23 protein-coding genes and 2 pseudogenes are annotated in these 23,540 nt (G+C 40.1%); 13 read left to right on the top strand and 12 right to left on the bottom strand.

The features are described 5' to 3' along the window. Nucleotides 1-155: 155 nt before the first annotated feature. Complete coding sequence (locus AW165_RS16625; protein ID WP_002114518.1) at nt 156-389, bottom strand: hypothetical protein; 234 nt, start codon at nt 387-389, stop codon at nt 156-158. 288 nt (nt 390-677) lie between these two features. Between AW165_RS16625 and AW165_RS16620 the strand changes: the two genes are divergently transcribed. Further along, on the top strand, nt 678-1,289 hold the full coding sequence (locus tag AW165_RS16620) for a LexA family protein (RefSeq protein WP_005069871.1): 612 nt from the start codon (nt 678-680) through the stop codon (nt 1,287-1,289). A gap of 70 nt (nt 1,290-1,359) precedes the next feature. Here AW165_RS16620 and AW165_RS16615 read toward each other — a convergent pair whose 3' ends face one another. Further along, a complete protein-coding gene (locus tag AW165_RS16615) occupies nt 1,360-1,971 on the bottom strand; it encodes a LysE family translocator (protein WP_009388290.1) in 612 nt (203 codons plus the stop codon). Nucleotides 1,972-2,127: 156 nt separating this feature from the next. Between AW165_RS16615 and AW165_RS16610 the strand changes: the two genes are divergently transcribed. Further along, nucleotides 2,128-2,583, top strand: coding sequence for an Lrp/AsnC family transcriptional regulator (locus AW165_RS16610; RefSeq protein ID WP_060466460.1), 456 nt, complete (start codon nt 2,128-2,130; stop codon nt 2,581-2,583). Nucleotides 2,584-2,640: 57 nt separating this feature from the next. On the opposite strand, the gene AW165_RS16605 is transcribed toward AW165_RS16610, so the two are convergent. After that, nucleotides 2,641-4,257 (bottom strand): purine-cytosine permease family protein, encoded by a 1,617-nt coding sequence (locus tag AW165_RS16605; protein WP_002114289.1) that lies wholly within the window; start codon nt 4,255-4,257, stop codon nt 2,641-2,643. 195 nt (nt 4,258-4,452) lie between these two features. On the opposite strand from AW165_RS16605, the gene AW165_RS16600 reads away from it, so the two are divergent. The 3 genes from AW165_RS16600 (at nt 4,453) to AW165_RS16590 (ending at nt 9,301) form a co-directional block, all read left to right on the top strand. Next, the gene (locus AW165_RS16600; RefSeq protein ID WP_060466459.1) at nt 4,453-7,917 is read left to right on the top strand and encodes an ATP-binding protein; all 3,465 of its coding nucleotides are present in this window, start codon (nt 4,453-4,455) and stop codon (nt 7,915-7,917) included. Continuing rightward, a complete protein-coding gene (locus AW165_RS16595) occupies nt 7,914-8,873 on the top strand; it encodes a response regulator transcription factor (protein ID WP_060466458.1) in 960 nt (319 codons plus the stop codon). The genes AW165_RS16600 and AW165_RS16595 overlap by 4 nt, the downstream gene beginning before the upstream one ends. A 143-nt stretch (nt 8,874-9,016) precedes the next feature. Beyond that, nucleotides 9,017-9,301, top strand: coding sequence for a GNAT family N-acetyltransferase (locus tag AW165_RS16590; protein ID WP_001025680.1), 285 nt, complete (start codon nt 9,017-9,019; stop codon nt 9,299-9,301). A 107-nt stretch (nt 9,302-9,408) separates the two neighbouring features. Here the strand turns inward: AW165_RS16590 and AW165_RS19480 are convergent, their stop codons facing one another. Next, a complete protein-coding gene (locus AW165_RS19480) occupies nt 9,409-9,522 on the bottom strand; it encodes a hypothetical protein (protein WP_078225548.1) in 114 nt (37 codons plus the stop codon). A 63-nt stretch (nt 9,523-9,585) separates the two neighbouring features. Between AW165_RS19480 and AW165_RS16585 the strand changes: the two genes are divergently transcribed. From AW165_RS16585 to AW165_RS16565, 5 genes are all read left to right on the top strand, one after another. Next, entirely contained in the window at nt 9,586-10,245 is a 660-nt protein-coding gene (locus tag AW165_RS16585) for an amino acid ABC transporter permease (protein ID WP_002114214.1), read from the top strand. Next, nucleotides 10,235-10,900, top strand: coding sequence for an amino acid ABC transporter permease (locus AW165_RS16580; RefSeq protein ID WP_060466457.1), 666 nt, complete (start codon nt 10,235-10,237; stop codon nt 10,898-10,900). The genes AW165_RS16585 and AW165_RS16580 overlap by 11 nt, the downstream gene beginning before the upstream one ends. A gap of 2 nt (nt 10,901-10,902) precedes the next feature. Further along, on the top strand, nt 10,903-11,634 hold the full coding sequence (locus tag AW165_RS16575) for an amino acid ABC transporter ATP-binding protein (RefSeq protein WP_001130361.1): 732 nt from the start codon (nt 10,903-10,905) through the stop codon (nt 11,632-11,634). 30 nt (nt 11,635-11,664) lie between these two features. Then, nucleotides 11,665-12,525 (top strand): transporter substrate-binding domain-containing protein, encoded by an 861-nt coding sequence (locus AW165_RS16570; RefSeq protein WP_032063758.1) that lies wholly within the window; start codon nt 11,665-11,667, stop codon nt 12,523-12,525. Between the two features lie 82 nt (nt 12,526-12,607). Then, on the top strand, nt 12,608-13,474 hold the full coding sequence (locus AW165_RS16565) for a cysteine ABC transporter substrate-binding protein (RefSeq protein ID WP_024433324.1): 867 nt from the start codon (nt 12,608-12,610) through the stop codon (nt 13,472-13,474). A gap of 50 nt (nt 13,475-13,524) precedes the next feature. Here AW165_RS16565 and AW165_RS20180 read toward each other — a convergent pair. Then, nucleotides 13,525-13,645: pseudogene (locus tag AW165_RS20180) on the bottom strand (hypothetical protein). Nucleotides 13,646-13,721: 76 nt separating this feature from the next. Then, nucleotides 13,722-14,657, bottom strand: coding sequence for a LysR family transcriptional regulator (locus AW165_RS16560; protein WP_013198198.1), 936 nt, complete (start codon nt 14,655-14,657; stop codon nt 13,722-13,724). 91 nt (nt 14,658-14,748) lie between these two features. On the opposite strand from AW165_RS16560, the gene AW165_RS16555 reads away from it, so the two are divergent. Both AW165_RS16555 and AW165_RS20175 read left to right on the top strand, forming a co-directional pair. Then, nucleotides 14,749-15,387 (top strand): LysE family translocator, encoded by a 639-nt coding sequence (locus AW165_RS16555; RefSeq protein WP_060466456.1) that lies wholly within the window; start codon nt 14,749-14,751, stop codon nt 15,385-15,387. Nucleotides 15,388-15,475: 88 nt separating this feature from the next. Further along, a pseudogene (locus AW165_RS20175) lies at nt 15,476-15,596 on the top strand (hypothetical protein). A gap of 423 nt (nt 15,597-16,019) precedes the next feature. On the opposite strand, the gene AW165_RS16550 reads toward AW165_RS20175, so the two are convergent. The 5 genes from AW165_RS16550 to AW165_RS16530 all read right to left on the bottom strand — a co-directional run bounded on the left by AW165_RS16550 (nt 16,020) and on the right by AW165_RS16530 (nt 21,573). Next, nucleotides 16,020-17,981: a family 2A encapsulin nanocompartment cargo protein cysteine desulfurase gene (locus AW165_RS16550; protein WP_060466455.1), complete on the bottom strand. Its 1,962-nt coding sequence runs from the start codon at nt 17,979-17,981 to the stop codon at nt 16,020-16,022. After that, nucleotides 17,956-18,888, bottom strand: coding sequence for a family 2A encapsulin nanocompartment shell protein (locus AW165_RS16545; protein ID WP_001107594.1), 933 nt, complete (start codon nt 18,886-18,888; stop codon nt 17,956-17,958). Before AW165_RS16545 ends, AW165_RS16550 begins: the two co-directional genes overlap by 26 nt. A 240-nt stretch (nt 18,889-19,128) precedes the next feature. Then, nucleotides 19,129-20,070 (bottom strand): serine O-acetyltransferase EpsC, encoded by a 942-nt coding sequence (epsC, locus tag AW165_RS16540; RefSeq protein WP_081410703.1) that lies wholly within the window; start codon nt 20,068-20,070, stop codon nt 19,129-19,131. Between the two features lie 18 nt (nt 20,071-20,088). Then, nucleotides 20,089-20,598: a rhodanese-like domain-containing protein gene (locus AW165_RS16535; RefSeq protein ID WP_000992236.1), complete on the bottom strand. Its 510-nt coding sequence runs from the start codon at nt 20,596-20,598 to the stop codon at nt 20,089-20,091. Nucleotides 20,599-20,835: 237 nt separating this feature from the next. Next, nucleotides 20,836-21,573: an SDR family oxidoreductase gene (locus AW165_RS16530; RefSeq protein ID WP_060466453.1), complete on the bottom strand. Its 738-nt coding sequence runs from the start codon at nt 21,571-21,573 to the stop codon at nt 20,836-20,838. 125 nt (nt 21,574-21,698) lie between these two features. On the opposite strand from AW165_RS16530, the gene AW165_RS16525 reads away from it, so the two are divergent. Next, nucleotides 21,699-22,619 (top strand): LysR family transcriptional regulator, encoded by a 921-nt coding sequence (locus AW165_RS16525; protein ID WP_060466452.1) that lies wholly within the window; start codon nt 21,699-21,701, stop codon nt 22,617-22,619. A 37-nt stretch (nt 22,620-22,656) separates the two neighbouring features. On the opposite strand, the gene yghU is transcribed toward AW165_RS16525, so the two are convergent. After that, on the bottom strand, nt 22,657-23,517 hold the full coding sequence (gene yghU / locus AW165_RS16520; protein WP_060466451.1) for a glutathione-dependent disulfide-bond oxidoreductase: 861 nt from the start codon (nt 23,515-23,517) through the stop codon (nt 22,657-22,659). Nucleotides 23,518-23,540: the final 23 nt, after the last annotated feature.

Genomic DNA, 23,540 nt, shown 5'->3' with positions numbered 1-23,540 from the left:
GGCCGCAGCCGTGATGACGACGATGATTATGATGGTCGTGGTCAAAACTCTCGTAATCAAAAACGTGATGCCTACGGACGTTTTACGTCTTAAGCAGAATGTTTTAAAAACAAAGGAGGCTTTTGCCTCCTTTGTTTTTAGCTTACTTACTGTATTTACTGAGGGAGAGGTTGTAGGCCTTTTACAATATCAAGATATTCAGAACCGTTTAACCAAAAAGATTTTTTCAAAAAAAGTGTTGTCATAATACTTTCGGCTGCTTCGCTATCTGGGTTTTCACAAAATAATCCGTAGCTTTCACCTAAAACCGCATCATTTTCAATGAGACGGATATAGTAAGCATGTTGCTCATTTGCATAACCTAAAACCGCATCACGTTGATTTTTCATTTCGCATGTCTCCATACCAAAAAACTGAATTTAACCAGAATGTTAAGTGTTCAGAATCTCATTTGATAAAAATCAAAAAAACAGTCAGCGATAACGACTATTTCGAAATAGGTTTTGATTTTCTTCAAATTGCCATTTTGGTTAAAACATCCCTGTTAAAAGCAAAATGGATTAAAATCTGATCATGAGATTTATTGTTATGCAAAAAAAATATTTCGTCAACTTGAAAATGTAACTTTTTCAAGTTACATTGTTTGTGTAGGATTTGAACAGTGGAATGGAGGCAATATGCCAAAGAAAAAAGAGTTCGAGCATGGCGGTGCGCGAGAAAATGCCGGACGTAAAGCACAGTTCAATGAACCCACCAAAGTCATTCGTGTTCCTGAATCTCAAGTCAACTTTATCAAAAATTGGTTACTGAATAATGTCAAAACCAATAACTTGACCGACTTTAACTCAAAACTTAATGTCCAACAGGTCCACCCGAATAACGATAAAATTTACCATATTCCTTTGGCAACTGAACGTGTTGCGGCAGGTTTTCCTTCACCTGCGCAAGATGATATTGAGCAAGCACTCGATTTAAATGAATATTTAATTAGAAATGAAAATGCCACGTTTATTGTCAAAGCCAACTCTTTGTCAATGTTAGATGCTGGAATTGATATTAATGATCCGCTTATTGTGGATCGTAGCATTCCTGCTAAATCGGGTGATATTGTGATTGCACTCATCGATAATGATTTCACTGTGAAGCGCTTAATGATTGATAGTCAATTTCATCCACCTAAAGTTTGGCTAAAAGCAGAAAATCCTGATTATCAGAATATTTATATTGAAGAGGGGCAAGAACTGGTTATTTGGGGAGTCGTGACGTATAACCTCAAAAGAATGAGATAATTTTTTCTTATATTTATTATTTAAGTTACTGACCTGAAATCGAGGCCAGTAACTTTTTCCTAAATGATTTTTAAATTTGCCCAATCAATAAGCACGTTGCGATAACGACCATTAAACCACCTGAAAAACGGCCGACTAACTGTGCTGCTTGTGGTCTGGTTTTCAAAATAGCCTCTGAACCATAACCCACCATTAAGTAAATAATTGCGCAGCTAATCATGTGGACAACACCAAAGGCAAGAATTTGTGTCGTCACTGACCATGAAGCAGTGGTGTCAATAAATTGAGGAAGCAGTGCTAAAAAGAGCAAAAAAACTTTCGGGTTTAATCCACTCACGTAAACTCCTTTGGTTGCCCAGCTCAACCATGACTGAGCTTTTTCAGAACCAGATTCGTTCGGAGTAGGAGGGGTAAGTAATAAGTTTATTCCCATCCATAACAAATAAGCAGAACCTGCAATTGTTAAGATCATCAGAGCAGTTGGATTATTTGCTACCAGTAGGCCAACACCAGCCGCTACTAATAAAATCGTAATAAAGTGCCCAAATAGCATACCTGCAACAGCGGGTACGACGACTTTGCCTTTAATCCCTGCCGAAATGGCATAGGCCCAGTCTGCCCCTGGCGTAATAATAAAAAGAATGGAGACACTCCAAAATGCAATAAAAATGTTAAAAGCCATATGCTTATCTCGGCAAACTATTTTTCAAAGGTTTCGCTCGTGGTTTAGAAAAAATCCCTATTTATTCGAGCTTGTTGAAAATAATATGCTCATGTATTTAGAATGTGCTTTTAAATATTTGCTCATATCACACTCATTTGGGGTAAATTTTTCTAAATGGATCGCACAGATAAAAAGATTCTTGCTGAATTGCAATTAAATGGCCGATTATCTATCACTGAGTTGGCAGAAAAAGTAGGTTTGAGCATTTCACCTTGTCATAGACGAGTGAAGGCTTTAGAAGAGTCGGGAGCCATCAAAGGCTATCGGGCAGAACTCGACCCAAACTTAGTGGGATTTGAATTTTCAGCGATTGTTTTTATTACGCTTAAAGAAGGTGATAAACAGGCAGTCGAGAAGTTTGAAAATGCCGTAATTGATATCCCGCAAATTATTCAGGCCCAGCGCTTGTTTGGTGAACCTGACTATTTGCTACATGTGGTGGCTAAAGATTTACCGACTTTTCAGCGTTTGTACGATGAAAAATTATCTGCTATTCCAAGTGTGCAACGACTCATCTCAACCATTGTAATGAAAGATGTAGTGCCTGAACGTTTATTCCCGATTGGCTAAGAATCATCAGATATAAAAAAAGAAGCTTTAAAGCTTCTTTTTTAGTTTTAAGAATATTTAAGCATCGAGTGTTTTACACAAAGAACAGATCGTACCGTTATGTTTGTGAGAGAACATAATATCTGGGCGCTCGTAACCTTGTTCACATACGCGGCAGTGGTAAACCGTTGCAACTGGTGTTCCTTCAGCATCGTAACGTGGTTCTTTAATACCGTCATCGTGTGACTTGATGTAGTATTTTCCTTTGGTTAATAAGCCCATGATTGGTGTTAATACAAAGGCAAGTACAAGTGCGATAAGAGGTGAGTAAGGCGCCAAGAAACTACCGAGTAATCCGAAGAATGCTGCAATTGATAAGCCTGCTGATACAAGGAATGCAACCATACCGACAGGATTTACGTTGTATAGCATGTCACGGCGATATTCCGGTTCTTTCGGTGAAAGTTTTAATACATATTTGTTGATTGAAATGTCTGTTGCAACAACCACAACCCAAGCAATTGCAAAGTTTGAATAGAACCCTAAGATTTTACCCAGTACCGCGAACATGTTGCCTTCCATTAAAGCAAGCGCAATTGCCAAGTTCACCATCACAAACACAATACGACCAGGATAATGTTTGCTAATACGTGTGTAGGCACTTGTCCATGCAAGGGAACCAGAGTAAGCATTGGTCACATTAATTTTAATTTGAGAAATAACCACCAAAATTACTGCAAGTGTTAAAGCAGCCCAACCCGGAAGCATGTCATGAAACGCCGCATTAAACTGTTGAACAGGTTCAGTACTGTTTACGCCCGGTATTTTAGTGAGTAAATAGAACCCTAAAAATGCCCCAATAATTTGTTTAATCGCCCCTAAAATCACCCAACCTGGACCCGCTGAAATAACCGCAGCCCACCATGCTTTGCTATTTTCTTTTGTTTTAGCAGGCATAAAGCGTAGGTAGTCAATTTGCTCACCAATTTGCATGATTAACGATAAACATATACCAGCACCCAGCATGATTGCAGCCATGTCTACAGTTGCAAAACCTTCGTTACCTGTGAAAGTTGCAAACTGGCTGACTAAGGTAGGTTCTTGATAAATCAGATAGGCCACAGGACCAATCATCAGCACGAGCCAAAGCGGGGTAGTCCAGACTTGTAATTTACTTAAGGCTTTCATGCCGTAAATCACCAGCGGTATGACCATAACTGTTGAGATGAGGTAACCTGCCCAAAGCGGAATGCCTAAACCGAGCAATAACCCTTGCGCCATGATTGAACCTTCAAGGGCAAAGAAAATAAAGGTAAAACTGGCGAAAATGATACTGGTCAGGACTGAGCCGATATAACCGAAACCTGCGCCACGGGTAATCAAGTCAAGATCGATGTTATAGCGCGCTGCGTAGTAGGCTAAAGGAATGCCGGTTAAGAAGATAATAATTGCTGCAAATAAAATGGAGAAAACAGCATTGGTTGTTCCGTAAGACATACCAATACTGGCGCCAATAGAAAAGTCAGCAAGATAGGCAATACCACCAAGAGCAGTAATAGCGACAACTTTGGGACTCCAGCGCCGAAAGCTGTGTGGAGCATAACGTAAAGTATAATCTTCTAAGGTTTCATTCACTGCTTTTTGTGAATCTGTACCTTGCACAGTGTCCAGATTTGGATGTTCAGATACACTCATAACATCAATCTCCCAATCATTTTCGGTCAATCAACACAAATATTGATCATTGTTTTTTGATGGTTTTGAGTGTGTGATTTTTGGGAAAAATTGAAAATACGTTATTTTGCGTATATGTGCGTATTTGAGAAAATCGCCATGATAAATGACTTTTGGCATAAGGATTGCTGGGTTTAATGCAGCCACATCCGAAACATGAGTGTTATGCCAGATTCTTCACGCCCCCAACAAGCGCCACAACGTGTGATCAAAACACGCCGTGAATATAATATTTGGGTGGCAGATGAAAGTATCGAAGATTATGCGCTCCGCTATGCACCCACCTCGGTACGTAAGTGGTCACCTTGGACCGTTACCAATACTGCAATTTCTACAGTTAGCTTTTTGGCTATGGAAGCCATTGGGGCAACCATGCTTTGGCAGTATGGCTTTAGCAATGCGTTATGGGCAGCAATTGTCGTATGTACCATCATATTTTTGACCAGTTGGCCGATTAGTTACTACGCCGCAAAATATAATGTAGATGTTGATCTGCTTACTCGTGGTGCAGGTTTTGGCTATATTGGCTCGACCATTACGTCTCTGATTTATGCCAGCTTTACCTTTATTTTGCTTGCGTTTGAAGCCGCAATTATGGCAATGGCACTTGAGCTTGCTTTAGGCATTCCACAAGTTATTGGTTACTTAATTTCTGCCTTAGTGATTTTGCCTTTAGTAGTCAAAGGCATTGGTTTTATTAATAAAGTTCAGGCGATCACACAACCAATCTGGCTCTTATTGCTGTTGTTACCGTGGTTTTTTGTACTATGGAAACAACCACAAATTTTAAGTAGTAGCTTGCATTTTGTTGGGGCAGTTTCGAACTCGACCGATTTTAACCTGTATTACTTTGGTGCGGCGTGCACTCTTATTTTTTCATTTGTGATCCAAATTGGTGAGCAAGCCGACTATTTACGTTTCTTACCCCAGCAAGAAAAAAACAGAACTGCATGGGGTTTTGCCGTTTTTTTAGGTGGCCCATCTTGGATTATTTTTGGATTTCTAAAAGTCTTGATGGGCATGCTGCTGATGGTGTTGGCTTTTCAGCTGTTTATTCCTGTCTCTGAACTAGACAATCCGACTTATTTATATTGGGTTGCTTATCAACAGTTTATTCCAAATCCTCAGCTAGCGTTAATATTGACTCTAGCACTGGTTTGCTTGGCGCAAATTAAAATTAATATGACCAATGCCTACGCTGGTTCACTGGCATGGTCCAACTTTTTTGCACGCTTAACTCATAGCCATCCGGGGCGAATTGTCTGGCTTCTTTTTAACGTGTTTATTGCCATTGTTTTGATGGAAATGGGCATTAGCCATGCGGTTGAACGCATTTTGGGACTATATAGCAATATCGCTTTGGCATGGATTGGCGCCGTTGTTGCCGATTTAATTATCTGTAAACCTTTAGGTTTAAGCCCGAAAGGAATTGAATTTCGCCGTGCTTATTTATATGACATCAACCCCGTAGGTGTAGGCGCGTTACTCATCGCTTCAGTGTTATCGATGCTGAGTTACTTGGGCTTTTTCGGATTAATAGTAAAAGGATTGGCGAGTTTTATTGCTCTGGGGAGTGCGGTGTTATGTGTTCCTGTTATTGCCTACCTAACGAAAGGCAAATATTACATTGCACGCCAGCCTGAAAAAATTCAGGCGATGTCGGTTGCTAATTGTGTGGTATGTGAACGGGACTATGAACTTGCAGATATGGCGGGCTGTCCAGCCTATAACGGTACGATTTGCTCTCTATGCTGTTCACTTGAAGCACGCTGCCACGATTTATGTAAACCCGATGCACGTTGGTCAGTACAACTCAAAAAAGCTATCTGGCACTATTTACCAGAACGTTGGGCGAGCCGTTTAAATAGCAGGGTCAGTTTATATTTATTACTGACTTTAGGGCTGTCTATTGTTCTGGCAGTGAGTTTAAGTCTGGTTTATATCCAGGAAAAAACCTATTTAGAAACCATTAATGCGGCAGCCGTTCCTCAGTTATTTACGCTGTTTGTCAAAATCTACACTATTCTATTTTTATTGATGAGTGTTGCTGCATGGTGGCTCGTCTTAAACGATGAAAGCCGTCGTAATGCCGAAATCGAAACGCATCAGCAAACAGCATTATTGATTGATGAAATTGCTGCCCATGAAGTCACTTCAAAAGACCTGCAAGATGCCAGAATTTCGGCAGAACGGGCAAATGATGCAAAAAGTCGTTATGTCATTGGAATTAGTCACGAACTAAGAACACCTCTAAATAGTATTTTAGGCTATAGCCAATTGCTGCAAAAACAAGAGCAGCTTTCAGAACAAGGCAAAATGGCGCTCGGTGTGATTAGCCGTAGTGGGCAACATCTGACTTCACTCATTGATGGTTTACTAGATTTAGCACGCATTGAAACAGGTAAAATTTCTTTAAATGTGGTGGATGTTCATTTCCCCAATTTTATAGAACAGATTATTCAAATGTTTCAGCCACAGTTTGAACAGAAGAATTTGCAGTTTGTTTATGAAATTGGAGAGAACCTACCGCACTATGTTCGTACCGACAAAAAACGCTTAGAGCAGGTGCTCATCAATTTACTGGGCAATGCTTTAAAATTTACCACGAGCGGTACAATTACTTTAAAAGTCGAGTACCGTTTCCAAACAGCTTATTTTGAAATTAGAGATACGGGCTGTGGTATTGCCGAGGCCGATTTAGAGCGAATCTTTAATCCGTTTGAACGGGGAAGTAATGTGGTTCAAGGCGGATTTACCGGAACAGGACTCGGACTACCGATTGTAAAATTATTAGTCGATTTACTCGGTGGCCAGCTATCTGTGACAAGTCAGCTCAATCAGGGTTCTCAGTTTAAGATTAAGTTTTATTTACCTTCAAAAGAAGTAGTTCATCCAATTTCTAATGTTTACTCCAACCAAATTACGGGTTATCAAGGCGAACGAAAACGAATTTTGGTTGTTGATAATGAAGCGGTGGACCGAGGTTTAGTCGCTAATTTTCTAAAACCTTTAGGATTTATTATTGAAGAAGCTGAATCGGGCATTGACTGTTTAAGACGAGTACCTATTTTCCAGCCTAACCTGATTTTGATGGATTTAAATATGCCTTTGATGGGCGGCTGGGAAACTGCGCGATTATTACGTCAGAATAATATTACCAATGTGCCGATCTTAATTATTTCGGCCAATGCAGGCGAGCGTGAAGTCAATCCACAAGATGCCGTCTTAAGTGAAGACTTTATGTTAAAACCAATCGACCTGAATTTGTTGCTCAGTAAAATTGGAGACAAGTTAGGTTTGATATGGATCGATTCCAAATCAGATGCAAACCTTGAAAATAATGAGGTTCAAGCACTGGATGTAAAGGTATTTAAGCAAGAGCAAGCTACTGTTCATACATCAATTACACAACCGGAAAATAATGATCTGCTTGATTTACCTCAAAGCTTGCAGCAATTAAATGATTTGATTGGACAAGGTTATATCCGTGGAATTCAACAGACTTTAACGCAATGCCGCCAAAATTTTCCAGAGCATAACGAGTTATGGGAACAGCTTGAACACTCTATTCAAAAGTTTGATTTAAAACACGCGCAACGATTAATTCAGGATAAGCAATGAGTACGCAACATGTTTCTTTTCAGCAAGCTTCGCCAAACGAGCAGGCTGTTATTCTGATTGTGGATGATGTGCCAGAAAATTTAGGCTTGTTACATGAAAGCCTAGATCAGGCTGGTTATCGCGTGCTTGTCACAACCGATGGGTTGAGTGCCATTGAAATTGCTCACCGATGTTTACCGGATATGATTTTGCTTGATGGGAATATGCCACATATGGATGGTTTTGAAAGTTGCATACAGCTTAAAGCAAGTCCAATTACGCAGTTTATTCCCGTCATTTTTATGACAGGCTTGTCTGAGACAGAGCATATTGTGCGTGGCTTTCAGGTCGGTGGGGTGGACTATGTAACCAAACCACTGAATATTGAAGAAGTATTAGCAAGAGTAAAAACACATTTGGCCCACGCCAAACTATTGCAACAACAGAAACAGGTGATTGATGCAACGGAAATAGCCATTCTTGCGCTAGATGTTCATGGTAAAATTGTTTGGAAAACCCAAAAGGCTAATGATCTACTGAATCAATATTTACCTGAGTTCGAGGGCTTTGAAGCAGGCTTAAAAGCTTGGTTTTCAGATTTGGAACATGAAAAAGACCCCAAAAAATTAACAAGCTGTTCTTATTCAACACCATCTCAGCAATTACAGCTTTTATTGCTTACGCCGTGGGAAACTGAACCAAGTGTGGCAAAAAACTATCTCATCCAGATCAAGACATCTACGCCAGCTTTGGAAATGAATGATATTTTGAAATATTGCCCACAGTTGACTCAACGTGAGGCAGAAGTCATGCACTGGTTGTTGTTGGGCAAAACCAATAAGGATATTGCAGAAATATTGGAGCTTAGTCCACGAACGGTAAACAAGCATTTAGAGCATGTTTTTGAAAAACTTTGTGTTGAAAACCGAACCGCTGCTGTGGCACACATTAATAGTCTGGTGCAAGAGTTTCATTGAGTTAATTGAAGATTGTATTTAAAAAGCATACAGACTCGCTGCTAAAAACAGGCTATTTTTTTACACTTAAATTTGTTCTTATAGATAAAGATTATACAAAGTCATTTCTAAATAAATATGAGTCGTAATACGAGGAATTCATTGTGAATATTCAACAAAAAGATGATACAAAACACGGCAGCTTTAGCTTACTTGATGGTGAAACCGTTGCAGGCGAAATGACTTATACATGGGCAGGCGAAAGCATGCTAATTATTGATGCCACAGATGTGAATGAAAATTATCGTGGACAAGGCGTAGGTCGCCAATTACTTGATGCTTTAGTGGCTTTTGTTCGTGAAAAAGACGTAAAAGTAATTCCGCTTTGCCCATATGCTAAATCGGTTTTTGATAAAGACCCAAGCATTGGCGATGTACTTAGAAAGTAAGCAATAGATTAAAAATCATTTAATAAAAAATCGGGCATTGGTGTCCGATTTTTTATTGGCTATATCATTCATATTTATTTGAGTGAATATGTTTTGAGCGATTATATTCAACTGATTCGAAGATTTTCGATTGCCAGATCGAATTTATCAAACTTATAGAAAAGCTTATCTAATAAAAATAGTTTTAGACCAATTGGGAAAAAAATAAACTCGTTGCACAAATATTTAATGGCTGATGAAAGCTAAATATTTATAACGTTTTAATATTATTTTTGGAATTTTCCTTGAACTGGCAGTATATCCATAGTGTGTTGCCGCAATTTTTCTCTGCAACTTTGACCACGCTGAAGATTTCAATTATCAGCATTATTTTGGCGATTATTGTAGGGCTAATTTGCAGCATTTTAATCACATATCGCGTGCGGGTGCTAAATAGAATTGCCCAGTTCTATATTGAGTTATCTCGAAATACCCCTTTATTAATTCAACTGTTCTTTTTGTATTACGGTTTGCCAAAGCTTGGCATCAAAATCGATGGTTTTGCTTGTGGTGTGATCGGACTGACCTTTTTAGGTGGAAGCTATATGGCCGAAGCTTTCCGAGCAGGTTTGCAGTCTGTTGCAAAAGGGCAGATTGACTCTGCAAAAAGTATTGGTCTACAACCAATTCAAATTTTTAGATATGTCATTTTCCCTCAAGCACTGGCTATTTCAATTCCGGCAATAGGGGCAAATTGTCTATTTCTAATTAAAGAAAGTTCTGTGGTCAGTGCAATTGCTGTCGTTGAACTGCTTTTTGTCACTAAAGACTTAATTGGCATGGACTATAAAACCACCGAAGCTTTGTTCTTACTCATCATGGCCTATCTAATCATTTTATTGCCCGTGTCTATTTTAACCAGTTATCTGGAGCACAGAAGTCGGAAGGTGAGCCATGGAACTTGATTATCTATTTCAAGTGAGTCACCTCGAACGTTTAATGTGGGGACTTTGGGCAACTGCAAAAATTGCATTTATTTCGGTGTTCTTCTCTGCAATTTTCGGCACAGTTTTCGGCGTAATTATGACTTCTAAAAACATAGTCGTTAAAGCACTGTGCCGGTTGTATTTAGAAGCCATTCGAATCATTCCGATTTTAGTTTTGCTGTTTGTGTTTTATTTCGGCTTTGCGACATGGTTTAACTGGCAGTTTTCTGCAATGTGGGTGTGCATTGTTGTATTTGTTTTGTGGGGTACTGCAGAAATGGGCGATTTGGTTCGTGCAGCCATTACCTCGATTGATCAACATCAACGCGATTCAGCTTATGCGCTCGGACTTACCCATGTTCAAGCCTTGGTCTATGTCATTTTTCCGCAAAGTCTAAAACGAGTAACACCAGGCGCAATTAACTTATTTACCCGAATGGTGAAAACCAGCTCTTTGGCGGTACTGATTGGGGTGGTTGAGGTCATTAAAGTTGGCCAGCAAATTATTGAAAATTCACTGCTGACCGTGCCGAGCGCTTCTCTTTGGATTTATGGTTTTATTTTTATTTTGTATTTTCTGATTTGCTATCCCTTATCGCGTTTGGCGGCACATTTAGAAAAGGTCTGGGAGTAATTATGCCTTTGCTATCGATACAACAATTACAGAAATCATTTGCACAAAGTCATATTTTACAGGGCATTGATCTGGATGTAGAACAAGGAGAGGTGGTTGTTATTTTAGGCCCATCGGGCTGCGGTAAAAGTACCTTACTGCGTTGTATTAATGGTTTAGAACCGATTCAGGGTGGTGAGATTCGTTTAACCGGTTCTGGTGTGCTCGGTAAAGATGTGGACTGGACTAATGCTCGTCAAAAAATTGGCATGGTTTTTCAGAACTATGAGCTGTTTGGGCATATGAACGTTATTGACAACATTTTGCTTGGGCCACTTAAAGTACAAAAACGCCATCGCGATGAAGCTGAACAAGTCGCAGATGAGTTGTTAAAGCGAGTCGGGCTATATGAACGAAAACTTGATTATCCACGACAACTTTCAGGTGGACAAAAACAGCGTATTGCCATTGTTCGCTCGCTGGTCATGCAACCTAAAGTCATTTTGCTTGATGAAATTACCGCTGCGCTTGATCCAGAAATGGTCAGGGAAGTGCTTGATGTGGTACTCAAGTTAGCGAATGAAGGAATGACCATGTTGATTGTGACACATGAGATGTCCTTTGCCCGCAAGGTTGCTGACCGTATTATTTTTATGGATAAGGGCAAGATTATTGAACAGGCTTCACCAGAAGAATTTTTTGAACAGCCAAAAACAGAACGAGCGAAAGCTTTCTTAAATATTTTGTCGTACTAAATTTTTATTATTTGAATCATGAGGAAGTAAATGTTTAAACGTAATTCAATAAAAATATTAAGCAGTATTGCCGTTGCTGGGGTGTTGTTAACTGCATGTAGTAAAACGCCATCAACTGAACAGGCAAGCAATACTCAAGAAGACCATTCTTTAGAACAAGTCAAAAAAAATGGGGTTCTACGCGTTGCCGTTTTTGCCGATGATCCGCCGTTTGGTTATGTAGATAGTGCGGGGAATAATCAGGGCTTCGATGTAGCTCTAGCAAAACGTGTGACCAAAGACTTGCTCGGTGATGAAAAGAAAGTTGAGTTTATTGTGACTGAAGCTTCAAATCGGGTGGAGTTTTTAAAATCAAATCGTGCTGATGTTGTATTCGCGACATTTACCGTAACGCCAGAACGTAAAGAGGTTGTCGATTTTGCTGAGCCTTATTTAAAAGGTGCTTTTGGTATTGTCTCGCCTAAAGCTAAGCCGATTACTGACATTGCTCAATTAGAAGGTAAGACTTTAATTGTCAATAAAGGCACAAGTTCAGATACCTACTTTACCAAGCATTATCCAAAAGTAAATTTACTTAAGTTTGAAAGAAACTCGGATGCCTTTAAAGCCTTAACTGATGGTCGTGGTGACGCGATTTCACAAGATAGTACCTATGCTTTAGCGTGGGCTGCGAAGAACCCAAGTTATGTGGCGGGTATTCAGTCTATTGGTGATCAAGAGTTTATTGCACCAGCAGTTAAAAAGGGCAATACCCAATTATTGAATTGGCTCAATACTGAAATTAAGCAACTCAGAACAAGTGGTGAAATTAATAAAATTTATGATGAAACCTTGAAACCAATTTACGGTGACTCGGTCAATCCGAATGTGTTTTTAGATGTAGGCCAATAATTTTTGATATCGCTAGAGCAGTGTCTAAAAGTAGGCGCTGCGATTTTAAATAAGACTTTTACAAGAACGATAGGGTGAAATAATGACAACATTAACATTTCAAAACGTGAAGCATATTTTAGCTGCATCTTTCCTGAGTTTGGGTTTAGTTGCATGTGACAAAGGAACTCAATCTACTGAAAAAACGGCCGATACCACACAAACTACGTCAAGTATTGAACAGATCAAAAAGAATGGTGTGGTACGAATTGGTGTATTTAGTGATAAACCGCCGTTTGGATATTTAGATGCTCAAGGTAAAAATCAGGGTTTTGATGTAGAGATTGCTAAGCATGTCGCTAAAGATCTGCTGGGTGACGAAAACAAAGTTGAGTTTGTTTTAACTGAAGCGGCTAATCGTGTTGAATATTTAAAAGCCAATAAAGTGGATATTATTTTTGCCAACTTTACCGTTACACCAGAACGTAAAGAAGTAGTCGATTTTGCTAAGCCTTATTTAAAAGTTGCTTTGGGGGTGGTTTCTCCTAAAAGTCATCCGATTACCGATGTTGCTCAACTTAAAGATAAAACTTTGTTGGTGAATAAGGGTACAACGGCTGATTCATTCTTCACCAAGACTCATCCTGAAATTAAACTACAAAAGTATGAGCAAAACACTGAAACTTTTGATGCTTTAAAAGATGGTCGTGGTGCTGCGCTTGCACATGATAACTTGCTGGTTTTAGCTTGGGCTAAAGAAAATCCAAATTACACCGTTGGCATTACCAATTTAGGTGAACAGGACTTAATTGCACCAGCAGTGAAAAAAGGTGACAAAGAGTTATTGGACTGGTTGAACCAAGATTTAGAGAAACTGGCTAAAGAAGGCGTGATTCATCAGGCTTATGAAAAAACGTTAAAACCAGTCTATGGCGATACGATTAATCCAAAAGATTTATTGGTTGAGTAGTTGTGCTCATAGCCTCTAATGATTAGAACTCTAGATAGTATTTGCTTGAGCTAGGATTCATCTACAGCCTGCCCATAATTTATAAAGATAATATTTTTGCAATATTTTTTTATAGATGGAAACAGTGGTCAGGTTCTGTAGATGAGAAAGTTTTTTGGTTACTTTTTTCAAAAAAAGTAACAGAATTAACTGAGTGCTTTAGAGGTTAAAAGGTAGGATTCCATCGTGCTAATTCCTTGACTCTATATTACTTTAACTTAAATAAAGTCGGCTCTGCTGCTAATTTATCAGCCAAATATTGAATCAATACACTCAATTTAGGCGGGACATGCCGTGTCGGTGGGTAAAGTAACCACAGCCCGCCACTATAATAGGTTTTAAAATACCAATCTGGTAAAACCTGAACTAAGCTACCTTGTTGTAGTGCATGACGTGCAACGAAGTACGGCAAGCTCGCAATACCTAAATGCTGTAATGCAGCACTCAAACGCACACCTGTATGGTTTGCAGCATAACGACCACGCACAGCCACACTGATCGATTTGTTTCCTTGTTGAAATTTCCATTTTGAGTCACTGGCTTGTTCGCCCAAGTAAATACATTCATGCTGCTTTAAATCATGAGGGTGGTTCGGTGTGCCATGCTTTGCCAAATATTCAGGCGTAGCACAAACCAAGTGATCAATATCAATCAGCTTTCGACCCATAAGGCCACCCGGTGGTTGCTCTGTAATTCGAAGTGCTAAATCGACTCCATCATCAATGAGGTCTACATAGCGATCTTCTAAAAGCATCTGTATATCAATTTTCGGGTAGCGTTCTAAAAATTCGGGTAAATGCGGATGAATCATAAAATGCCCCACAGCTTTCGGAACACTCATGCGAATAATACCTTCTGGCTCGACATGAAATTGCCCAGAACTTTCCATGACTGCTTGCGCCGCATTTACCATATCTAAACAACGTTGATAAACCTGTTGTCCGCTTTCACTTAAACGAAGTTTCCGTGTGGTCCGATAGAGTAAGCGGGTGCCTAAAGCACGTTCTAAACGGGCAATCGCGCGGCTCACAGCAGAAGGCGTAGTCCCGAGTTGCCTTGCGGTTTCAGAAAAGCTTTCCGACTCGACAACCTTAACGAAAGTCGCCATTTCATTTAACAGAACCAGACTTTGATTTGTGCTCATGAGGCAAAAGTTATTTGGATTTTAATTGGATTATCGCGTCTAAAAAATCGCAATACAATCTTTTAGGTGATTTTCAGGAAACTAAATTGTTATGTGGCAGTTGTATGGACATGAGTTTTTAACGCTAGCTCTTATTCACTTTATGGCAGTGATTTTACCGGGACCAGATTTTGTAGTTACAGTAAGACAAAGTATACGTTATGGCTACTTAATTGGATGTCTGACCGCAATTGGTATTGGCGTTGGGATTTCAGTGCATGTGTTTTATACACTGGTTGGTATTGGTTTTTTAATTCAACAAAGTGAATGGCTCATGTCACTTATCAGAACAGCAGGAGCAGCTTACTTGCTATATTTAGGATGGCAGTGTTTACGTAGCCAGCCGAATACCACTATTGAGATTAATGGCCAAGCAGACAGTGATACACCGAGTTTATTTAAAGCGTTTACAATGGGTTTTCTTACCAATGCGTTAAACCCCAAAGCCACCATCTTTTTTCTGGCAATTTTTACGACGATTGTAAGTACGACCACACCAATGAAAGTTCAGGTTTTTTATGGTGTGTGGATGTGTATGGTCAATGCCATCTGGTTTATGGTGGTGAGTGTGCTGTTTGCTCAGCCTATCGTACGTAAAAGATTTTTGGAGTTTGGGGTTTATTTTGAGCGAGTGATGGGAGTTTTATTAATTGGGATTGCGTTGAGATTGATTTGGGGTTTGTTTAATTAAGTTGGTTTTATTTATAAGTGGATGGACTGTCGCGACGGAGTCTTACCGTTTATACATCAGAAGAACGTAGTTAATTCTGTTACTTTTTTTGGAAAAAGTAACCAAAAAACTTTGTCATCTACAGAACCTGTTCACTGTTTCCATCTATCAGAAAATATTGCAAAAACATTATTTTTATAAATTATGCGCAGGCTGTAGATGACTCTTAGCTCGAGCCGAAGGCTAACCTAGAAATCGAATTTTAAATAATAAGACTCCGCCGTTATAACCACTAATGACTTTTAGTTTAACCTAAAGCTATTCACAAGCTCTTAGATAGCACGACAGAGTATTATCGCTTAAAGTTTTAATTTCTTCAGTCGCCTTCGGCTGGACTTACTTTGGTTTCGCTCAAAGTAAGCAAAAGCATTGTCATCTGCAAAACCTGTCGACTTATTTCATTTAACTAGTATTTCACAGAAACAGAATCTTTTTGATGCTACGCAGGTTGCAGACGACTTTTGCTCGAGTACATGTAGTGCTAGAACTATTTGAGTTTTAATAGTTTCCTTATTGAAAAATTGAATTTTAATGATGGCAAATTAATTATAAAAAAAGACCGCTCGAAAGCAGTCCTTTTTGCAAAAATAGATTTAACTGGTACGCTTGTTACGCGTAAGTTGATGTAAAACCGACACCAATAAATCAATTTCTTCAGTCGTATTATAAAAAGCCAAAGATGGACGAACAGTCTGTTCGACGCCAAAGCGACGTAAAATCGGCTGAGCACAGTGATGACCTGAACGTACGGCAATACCATGTTGATTTAAAGCTTTACCGACTTGTTCAGTTGAATAGCCTTGTAAAGTAAAGGACATAACACTGGCTTTGTGATGTGCGGTTCCGATCAGGCGTAAACCTGACACACTACTCAGCGCATTTTGACCATATTCGAGTAGATCATGTTCATAGCGAGCAATGTTATGAATGCCTAGACTTTCGACATATTCAAGTGCAGCACCTAAACCAACAGCATCGGCAATGTTTCCAGTTCCAGCTTCAAACTTGTTTGGTGCAGGTTGGTAAACTACTTGTTCGAAGGTCACATCCTGAATCATGTTACCGCCGCCTTCCCAAACAGGCATGCTTTCTAACAACTCTGGTTTTGCATAGACCGCGCCAATGCCTGTCGGCCCAAACACTTTATGTCCAGAAAACACAAAAAAGTCTGCATCAAGGGCTTGTACATCGGTAGGGATGTGCGAAACAGATTGCGCGCCGTCAACTAACACACGAACACCTTTGGCATGCGCAATTTTAATGACTTCAGCAACAGGTGTGACTGTTCCTAAAGCATTCGAAACTTGAGTAATCGACAGCAGTTTAGTGCGTTCATTAATCAGTTTTGGTAACTCTTCTAAAATAATCTGACCTGTGTCATCCACAGGAATGACTCTTAATTTAGCTCCAGTTTTTTTAGTGAGTTGATACCAAGGCACAATATTGGCATGGTGTTCTAAATGAGAAACAATAATTTCATCACCTGCGCCAATATTTTGCTCACCCCATGTTTTTGCAATCAGGTTAATGCCTTCGGTTGTTCCTCGAACAAAGATAATTTCTTTAGAAGAGGGTGCACCAATAAATCGGGCAACTACATTTCTTGCATGCTCATAGGCATCAGTTGCACGAGCCGCTAACTCATGTGCAGCGCGGTGAATATTTGAGTTTTCATGCTGATAAAAATAAGCAATCCGGTCAATCACGCGCTGCGGTTTTTGTGTGGTCGCAGCATTATCCAACCAAACTAGAGGGCGACCATTGACGCGTTCCTGTAAAATTGGGAAATCACGACGTATGGCATGCACATCGAGTGGTTGAGCACCGCTTGCTACAAAAGTGGGTTGCGATGGTTGATAGTGACTATAATTTTGTCCAGTTTGAGGCAAGTCTAAAAAATAAAATGCAGAGCTTGCCGAGCTTTGGGGAGGCTTGTTCGTTGCAAAACGATCTTCCGTCAGCAATGATTTCAGTTGGTCACCATGTGGCAATTGAAAAGACTGTGCAACTGAATAATTATCTTCAACACCTTTAACAGACGGTTCTGCTGTATTGGGAGCAGAAAAATCATTTAAAAAATAATAAGGTGATTCACCTGCACCAGTGGGTAAGCTGGGTTCAATGCGTGGCACGTTGGGTTCACTATGAGCAGCTTGTGGCAAATGTGGTTCAAATGGTGGGCGTGGCAAATTAGCTCCACCAACCACAGGCGCAGACGCTACAATTCGACGTTCAGGGTAGTCTGGCAAATTTGGAATATGCTCAGGATATTCCGGATTGAGACTTTTCTGAAAGGCGATATTGGGCGCACGACCACTGAGAGCAGAGAATGGTTCACCCGGTTGTGGAGGGTGCGGTGGCGCTCCGACAGGTAAGTCCAAGTTAAGGCCCGATGAAGAAGTCGAACTGCTTGAGCTTGGTAATGCTGAAAAAAACTCATTAGCAAGTCGAGCAATTGTGGACTCATCAGGGAAGTTGGCTGGTGGGTTAACACCAGTCACTTCAGGCCCCGTTGGACTACCTTGCAGATTACTTGTAGTTAACTGGGTAGTCATGATATTTGTCCACCTCCACATCATCTAATACTGCCAACGCATCATCAGTGAGTACTGCAAGTGAGCAATATAACGAGATTAGATACGACGCAATCGCGTTACGGTTGATTCCCATAAAGCGTACTGAAAGCCCTGGTGACTGTTCACCAGCAAGACCTGGTTGGAACAAACCAACAATCCCTTGACGCTTTTCACCTACACGAAGCAGCAAGATTTTAGTTTTGCCATCTTCTACAGGAATTTTATTTGATGGAATGAGTGGAATACCGCGCCATGTAATGAATTGCGAACCGAACAGACTAACCGTTGGAGGCGGTACACCACGGCGTGTACATTCACGTCCAAATGCTGCAATCGCATCAGGGTGTGCTAGGAAAAATCCCGGTTCTTTCCAGACTTTACGTAGCAAATCATCAAGATCATCTGGAGTAGGTGGGCCATTTAAAGTCGAAATACGTTGGTCATCTGTCACACTTGCCAGTAAACCGTATTCAGGGTTATTGATAAGCTCACTTTCTTGACGTTCTTTAATGGTTTCAATCGTTAAACGGAGCTGTTCTTTAATTTGGTCGTGTGGGCTGCTGTAAAGGTCAGCAACACGTGTATGCACATCTAAAACAGTAGATACACCATTTAAAAAGTATTCGCGTGGCTCAGGGTCATAATCGACAAAAGTTTGCGGTAAAGTTGCTTCATCACGTTGTGTACAAGCCACCTGAATATCATCGGTATTATTGACACGGTTTAGGCGATAAATACCTGCTTCAACAGGAATCCACTGAAGTAAGTGAGTCAGCCAGCGGGGAGTAATTGTAGAAAGCTGGGGAGCTGTTTTGGTTGCATTGGCCAGTTGACGGGCCGCATGGTCCCCAAGTGCAAGTTGGGCTTTATCTGTATTTTTCGCCATGAATCATTTTTCCTTATTACATTGGCTTTTTGAAAATAAAAATTCTAGGATGCATATAAACTAGAATTAGTTCTGGTTTTAAAATTAAAATCGCGTTATAAATTTTTTAAATACTGAGCTTATTAATGAGTTATCTATTTTTTAAATAAAAATATATTTAAACTAGAAATAAGCATTTAATTAATACATAAGTTTTTTGTTTATTCATCTCCTTATCTATTTATTTCACATCTATAGTTTTTAACTGGCAATATGATTTTTTTGATAAGACTCATTCGGTGACTGTAAAATCTGGCTACCTGCGGCCACACTATGTGTTAGCCAAACATTTCCCCCGATAATTGACCCTCGACCAATGGTAATACGGCCTAAAATAGTTGCACCTGCATAGATCACGACGTCATCTTCAACAATCGGATGGCGTATATAGTCTTTTTTCAAAGCACCATCATCATTGGTTTCAAAGCGTTTTGCTCCAAGGGTCACGGCCTGATAAATACGAACGCGTTCCCCAATCACACTGGTCTCACCAATCACCACACCCGTACCATGATCGATGAAAAATCCTTTACCAATTTGCGCACCCGGATGAATATCAATACCCGTAGCAGAATGGGCCAATTCCGAAATAATGCGAGACAATAAAGGCACTTGGGCATAGAGTTGATGCGCAATTCGGTGATAAATGATCGCAAATATGCCCGGATAGCAGAGTAATACTTCATCTACACTATGTGCTGCCGGATCACCTTCATAAGCTGCTCGCACATCGCCGTCTAAAAGGCGTCGTATAGAGGGCAAAGTGTTGGCAAAATACTGCACAATAGTCTGAGCAAGTTCTTGTGGCTGCTGCACTGGGCTTGAATGACTCAAATGACGTTTTGCTTCATAATTCAAAGCCAGTTGTACTTGAGCATGTAAGGCTGTCAGCACCCGATTTAAAGTATAGGCAATATAAGAATCTTCAGTTTCCTGACGTAAGTCAGCAGGGCCTAAACGCATTGGAAATAAAATGCCGCACAGGTCATCTAAAATGGCTTTTAATGCTTCTTTAGATGGAAGTTCGCGGCCCCCAAATTCTTTGGTCCTGTGTTGCTGTTGACGCCAGTCATGCCTTGCTTGTTGTAAACCTTGTACAACAGCATTAATGTTCCATTGAGTCACAAGCTTTCCTTGATTCACTGAAAATTGATTAAAATATTAGTCTTGTTGCCAAGGAAGTTGATGGATGCGCCAGCCATTTTTCTGATTACGCTGTTGCTGATCATTTAGATCGCCTTCGAAGCCTTCAAGAACGTTATAAATATGCTCAAAACCTGCATTAAATGCGGCTTCGGCAGCTTGTGCTGAACGGTTGCCACTACGGCATAGCAAAAGAATGGTTTTGTCTTTGCCAACTTTTGATTCGAGTTCTTTTAAAAAGCGTGGATTACGGTTAAACGATGTGCCTGTTGCCCAAGCGACATGAACACTTTCAGGGACATAACCTACAAATTTACGTTCTTCATTGGTACGTACATCAACTAAAACGGCTTCTCCTTGTTGTACGAGTTGCCATGCATCAACAGGTGATAAACTGCCACTAAAATTTAGTTCGTGTTCTTGTGCATATTGCTGTGCTTTATAAAGAATTTCTTCGGTTGAAAAGGATGCATTTGAACCATTTGAGATAAAGCTTTGCGGAGCTTCTGTATTTAATTTAGCATTCATTGAATATATCCTTATCTTTGATTCAGATTGTTAAGATTCAATTTACGCGTTTTTAAATATAAGCAAAAATAAGGAATATCTATTTATATATATTATTTTTATAAATAAGAGCGGCGAATATTTTATATAAAACAGTATTAGTTAATCTTATAAAGTTATTAAAATTAAATAGATTTAAGAAAATTTATTATTTATTAAAAAACGTGCAGATTAAAATAAACCACACGGTTTTAAATATTAAGCAAACCCACCATTTACCCGAATGACTTGAGAGTTTACCCAGCCCCCATCTGGACCAGTCAGCATGGCCACTACGCCAGCAATTTCTTCAGGTGTTCCGATTCGTTCCAATGGAGCAAGTTTTGCAATAGCTTCCACTTGCTCGTCAGTTTTTCCATTATAAAAAAGGTCAGTGCCTGTCGGGCCGGGTGCAACGGCGTTTACGGTAATGTTGCGCCCGCGTAACTCATTTGCTAACACATGTACCAAACCTTCGACACCTGCTTTTGAAGCAATATAAGGACCATATGCCGGAAAAGATTTGGCAATTACACTGGTTGAAAGCGCAATAATCCGACCACCATCTGGCACTGTTTCGGCCGCATGCGCCAATATTAAAAACGAGCCACGTAAATTGGTATGAATCACTTTATCGAAATCTGGCAGGCTTTCAGGTGTAATTTTTGCCATAGGCATAATACCGGCACTATGAACTACCACATCTACTTGACCATTAATGGCCTTTGCCTCTTGAAATAAACGGCTCACCTCATGTTCATTTGCAACGTCCGCTTTAATAGCTGAGGCTTGACCACCTTGCTCAATAATATGTTCTACAGTGGCTTGGGCATGCACTTTATTGCCCGCATAGTTAACAATCACATAAAAACCATCTTGAGCTAAACGTTCTGCAATAGCACGGCCAATACCACGTGATGCGCCAGTAACCAGAGCTGTTTTTCTTGAAATATTCATTTTTAGATTGCCTGTTTGAGTAGGTATGGCTTATTTTAATAATATAGAAATATGGGATAAATCTTCATGATTGGATAAGATAATTCCATATACATTAATAATGGATAGGGTTAAAAGCGAGCACCATGGACAAATTTGATACCTTGCAACTTTTTACCCGCATAGTAGAGCTGGGTAGTTTTAGTCAGGCAGCTGATCAGCTAAATATCCCACGCGCTACAGCAAGTAATGCCATTAAAGAGCTAGAGAATAATTTACAGTGTCGTTTGCTAGAGCGGACGACTCGGCATGTAAGACCATCACTAGATGGACAGGCATTTTATGAGCGTTGTACACAAATATTATCGGAACTCGATGATGCCGAATCGTCTTTACGCAATGTAATTGCACAGCCCCGTGGTTTGCTACGTGTCGATTTATCCGGTGCGCATGCGACCAAAATTGTTTTACCTAATATTGATCAATTTCACGAGTTGTACCCCGACATTGAACTGGTAATCAGTACGGGTGATCGCTTGGTTGATCTGATTAGGGAAGGGATAGACTGTGTGGTGAGAGCAGGACGTTTGGATGATTCAACTTTAATTGCTAGACATTTGGTGGATATGCCACAAGTCATTTGTGCAAGTCCTGACTATTTAAATAAATATGGAACACTACAACAACCAGAGGATTTGTTATCACATTATTGTGTTAATTTCTTTTCGACATCAGGCGGGCGGAATTATCCATTTGAATTGATGGTGAACGGTAAAAAACAAGATTATTTTTTAAAAAGCTGGATCGCGGTAAATGATGCTGAAAACTATGTATTATCTGCTTTACGTGGGGCAGGTTTAATTCAGGTCCCGCGCTACCATGTGGCAAATGAATTAAAAAATGGGCAACTGGTTGACGTTTTATCTGAGTGGGAAATCCCGAAGATGTCAGTCTCTGCACTATATCCGCAGCACAGGCAGCTCTCGCCACGCGTACGGGTTTTTGTCGCTTGGCTGAGTGAGTTATATACGAGTTATTTTGCCAACATTGAATACCCGCAAAAATGAAATATCTTGCGGGTAAGTCAAAAACTAAATGATATTTTTAAGACTGATTCTGCAATTTATCTTGAGTCTTGGTCTCAAAATCACTCGCATCATGGCGTTCATGCAACTGGGTTGCTAAATCACCAAAAGTACGATTTACCATACGACCACGTTGTACCGCAGGGCGCGCTAAAATCGCATCTGCCCAACGTTGAACATTTTTATATTGATCGACACCTAAAAACTCCGCGCCGTTATATACCCAGTTTTTAACAAGACCGCCATACCAAGGAAATGCCGCAATATCAGCAATCGAATATTCAGAACCAGCCAAATATTCATGCGTTGCCAGATGCTGATCTAACACATCAAGTAAACGTTTTGTTTCCATGGCAAAGCGGTTAATCGCATATTCAATTTTAACGGGTGCGTAGGCATAAAAATGCCCAAAACCACCACCTAGGTAAGGTGCGCTGCCCATTTGCCAGAATAACCAATTGAGGCATTCGGTACGTGCAGCAATATCAGTCGGAATGAATGCTTTAAATTTTTCAGCCAAGTAAAGCAAAATTGAGCCAGACTCGAACACTCTTAATGGTGGGTTTTGGCTATGGTCAACCAATGCTGGAATTTTAGAGTTGGGATTAATTTCGACAAAGCCACTGCCAAATTGCTGTCCTTCACCGATTTTAATCAGCCAAGCATCATATTCAGCATCCTGATGCCCTAACGCTAAAAGCTCTTCAAGCAAAATAGTGACTTTTTGTCCATTAGGTGTTGCTAAAGAGTAGAGCTGGAGCGGATGTTTACCGACAGGAAGTTTATGTTCGTAACGCGCACCTGAGGTGGGTTGGTTTAAATCGGTTTTCTCTCCAGTCCATTGCCAAACTTGTGGAGGAATATAGTTTGAATCACTCATTTTTTATCTCATGTTTGGTGTAA

The organism is Acinetobacter sp. LMB-5 (genome assembly GCF_001541635.1).
Taxonomy (GTDB): domain Bacteria; phylum Pseudomonadota; class Gammaproteobacteria; order Pseudomonadales; family Moraxellaceae; genus Acinetobacter; species Acinetobacter pittii.
This window is presented reverse-complemented; position numbering and strand designations above follow the sequence as displayed.

Bases quoted from the DNA above. Each gene is read 5' to 3' on its own strand.
- AW165_RS16625 (WP_002114518.1), bottom strand. From the start codon at position 389: ATGAAAAATCAACGTGATGCGGTTTTAGGTTATGCAAATGAGCAACAT.
- AW165_RS16620 (WP_005069871.1), top strand. From the start codon at position 678: ATGCCAAAGAAAAAAGAGTTCGAGCATGGCGGTGCGCGAGAAAATGCC.
- AW165_RS16615 (WP_009388290.1), bottom strand. From the start codon at position 1,971: ATGGCTTTTAACATTTTTATTGCATTTTGGAGTGTCTCCATTCTTTTT.
- AW165_RS16610 (WP_060466460.1), top strand. From the start codon at position 2,128: ATGGATCGCACAGATAAAAAGATTCTTGCTGAATTGCAATTAAATGGC.
- AW165_RS16605 (WP_002114289.1), bottom strand. From the start codon at position 4,257: ATGAGTGTATCTGAACATCCAAATCTGGACACTGTGCAAGGTACAGAT.
- AW165_RS16600 (WP_060466459.1), top strand. From the start codon at position 4,453: ATGAGTGTTATGCCAGATTCTTCACGCCCCCAACAAGCGCCACAACGT.
- AW165_RS16595 (WP_060466458.1), top strand. From the start codon at position 7,914: ATGAGTACGCAACATGTTTCTTTTCAGCAAGCTTCGCCAAACGAGCAG.
- AW165_RS16580 (WP_060466457.1), top strand. From the start codon at position 10,235: ATGGAACTTGATTATCTATTTCAAGTGAGTCACCTCGAACGTTTAATG.
- AW165_RS16575 (WP_001130361.1), top strand. From the start codon at position 10,903: ATGCCTTTGCTATCGATACAACAATTACAGAAATCATTTGCACAAAGT.
- AW165_RS16570 (WP_032063758.1), top strand. From the start codon at position 11,665: ATGTTTAAACGTAATTCAATAAAAATATTAAGCAGTATTGCCGTTGCT.
- AW165_RS16565 (WP_024433324.1), top strand. From the start codon at position 12,608: ATGACAACATTAACATTTCAAAACGTGAAGCATATTTTAGCTGCATCT.
- AW165_RS16560 (WP_013198198.1), bottom strand. From the start codon at position 14,657: ATGAGCACAAATCAAAGTCTGGTTCTGTTAAATGAAATGGCGACTTTC.
- AW165_RS16555 (WP_060466456.1), top strand. From the start codon at position 14,749: ATGTGGCAGTTGTATGGACATGAGTTTTTAACGCTAGCTCTTATTCAC.
- AW165_RS16550 (WP_060466455.1), bottom strand. From the start codon at position 17,981: ATGACTACCCAGTTAACTACAAGTAATCTGCAAGGTAGTCCAACGGGG.
- AW165_RS16545 (WP_001107594.1), bottom strand. From the start codon at position 18,888: ATGGCGAAAAATACAGATAAAGCCCAACTTGCACTTGGGGACCATGCG.
- AW165_RS16535 (WP_000992236.1), bottom strand. From the start codon at position 20,598: ATGAATGCTAAATTAAATACAGAAGCTCCGCAAAGCTTTATCTCAAAT.
- AW165_RS16530 (WP_060466453.1), bottom strand. From the start codon at position 21,573: ATGAATATTTCAAGAAAAACAGCTCTGGTTACTGGCGCATCACGTGGT.
- AW165_RS16525 (WP_060466452.1), top strand. From the start codon at position 21,699: ATGGACAAATTTGATACCTTGCAACTTTTTACCCGCATAGTAGAGCTG.
- yghU (WP_060466451.1), bottom strand. From the start codon at position 23,517: ATGAGTGATTCAAACTATATTCCTCCACAAGTTTGGCAATGGACTGGA.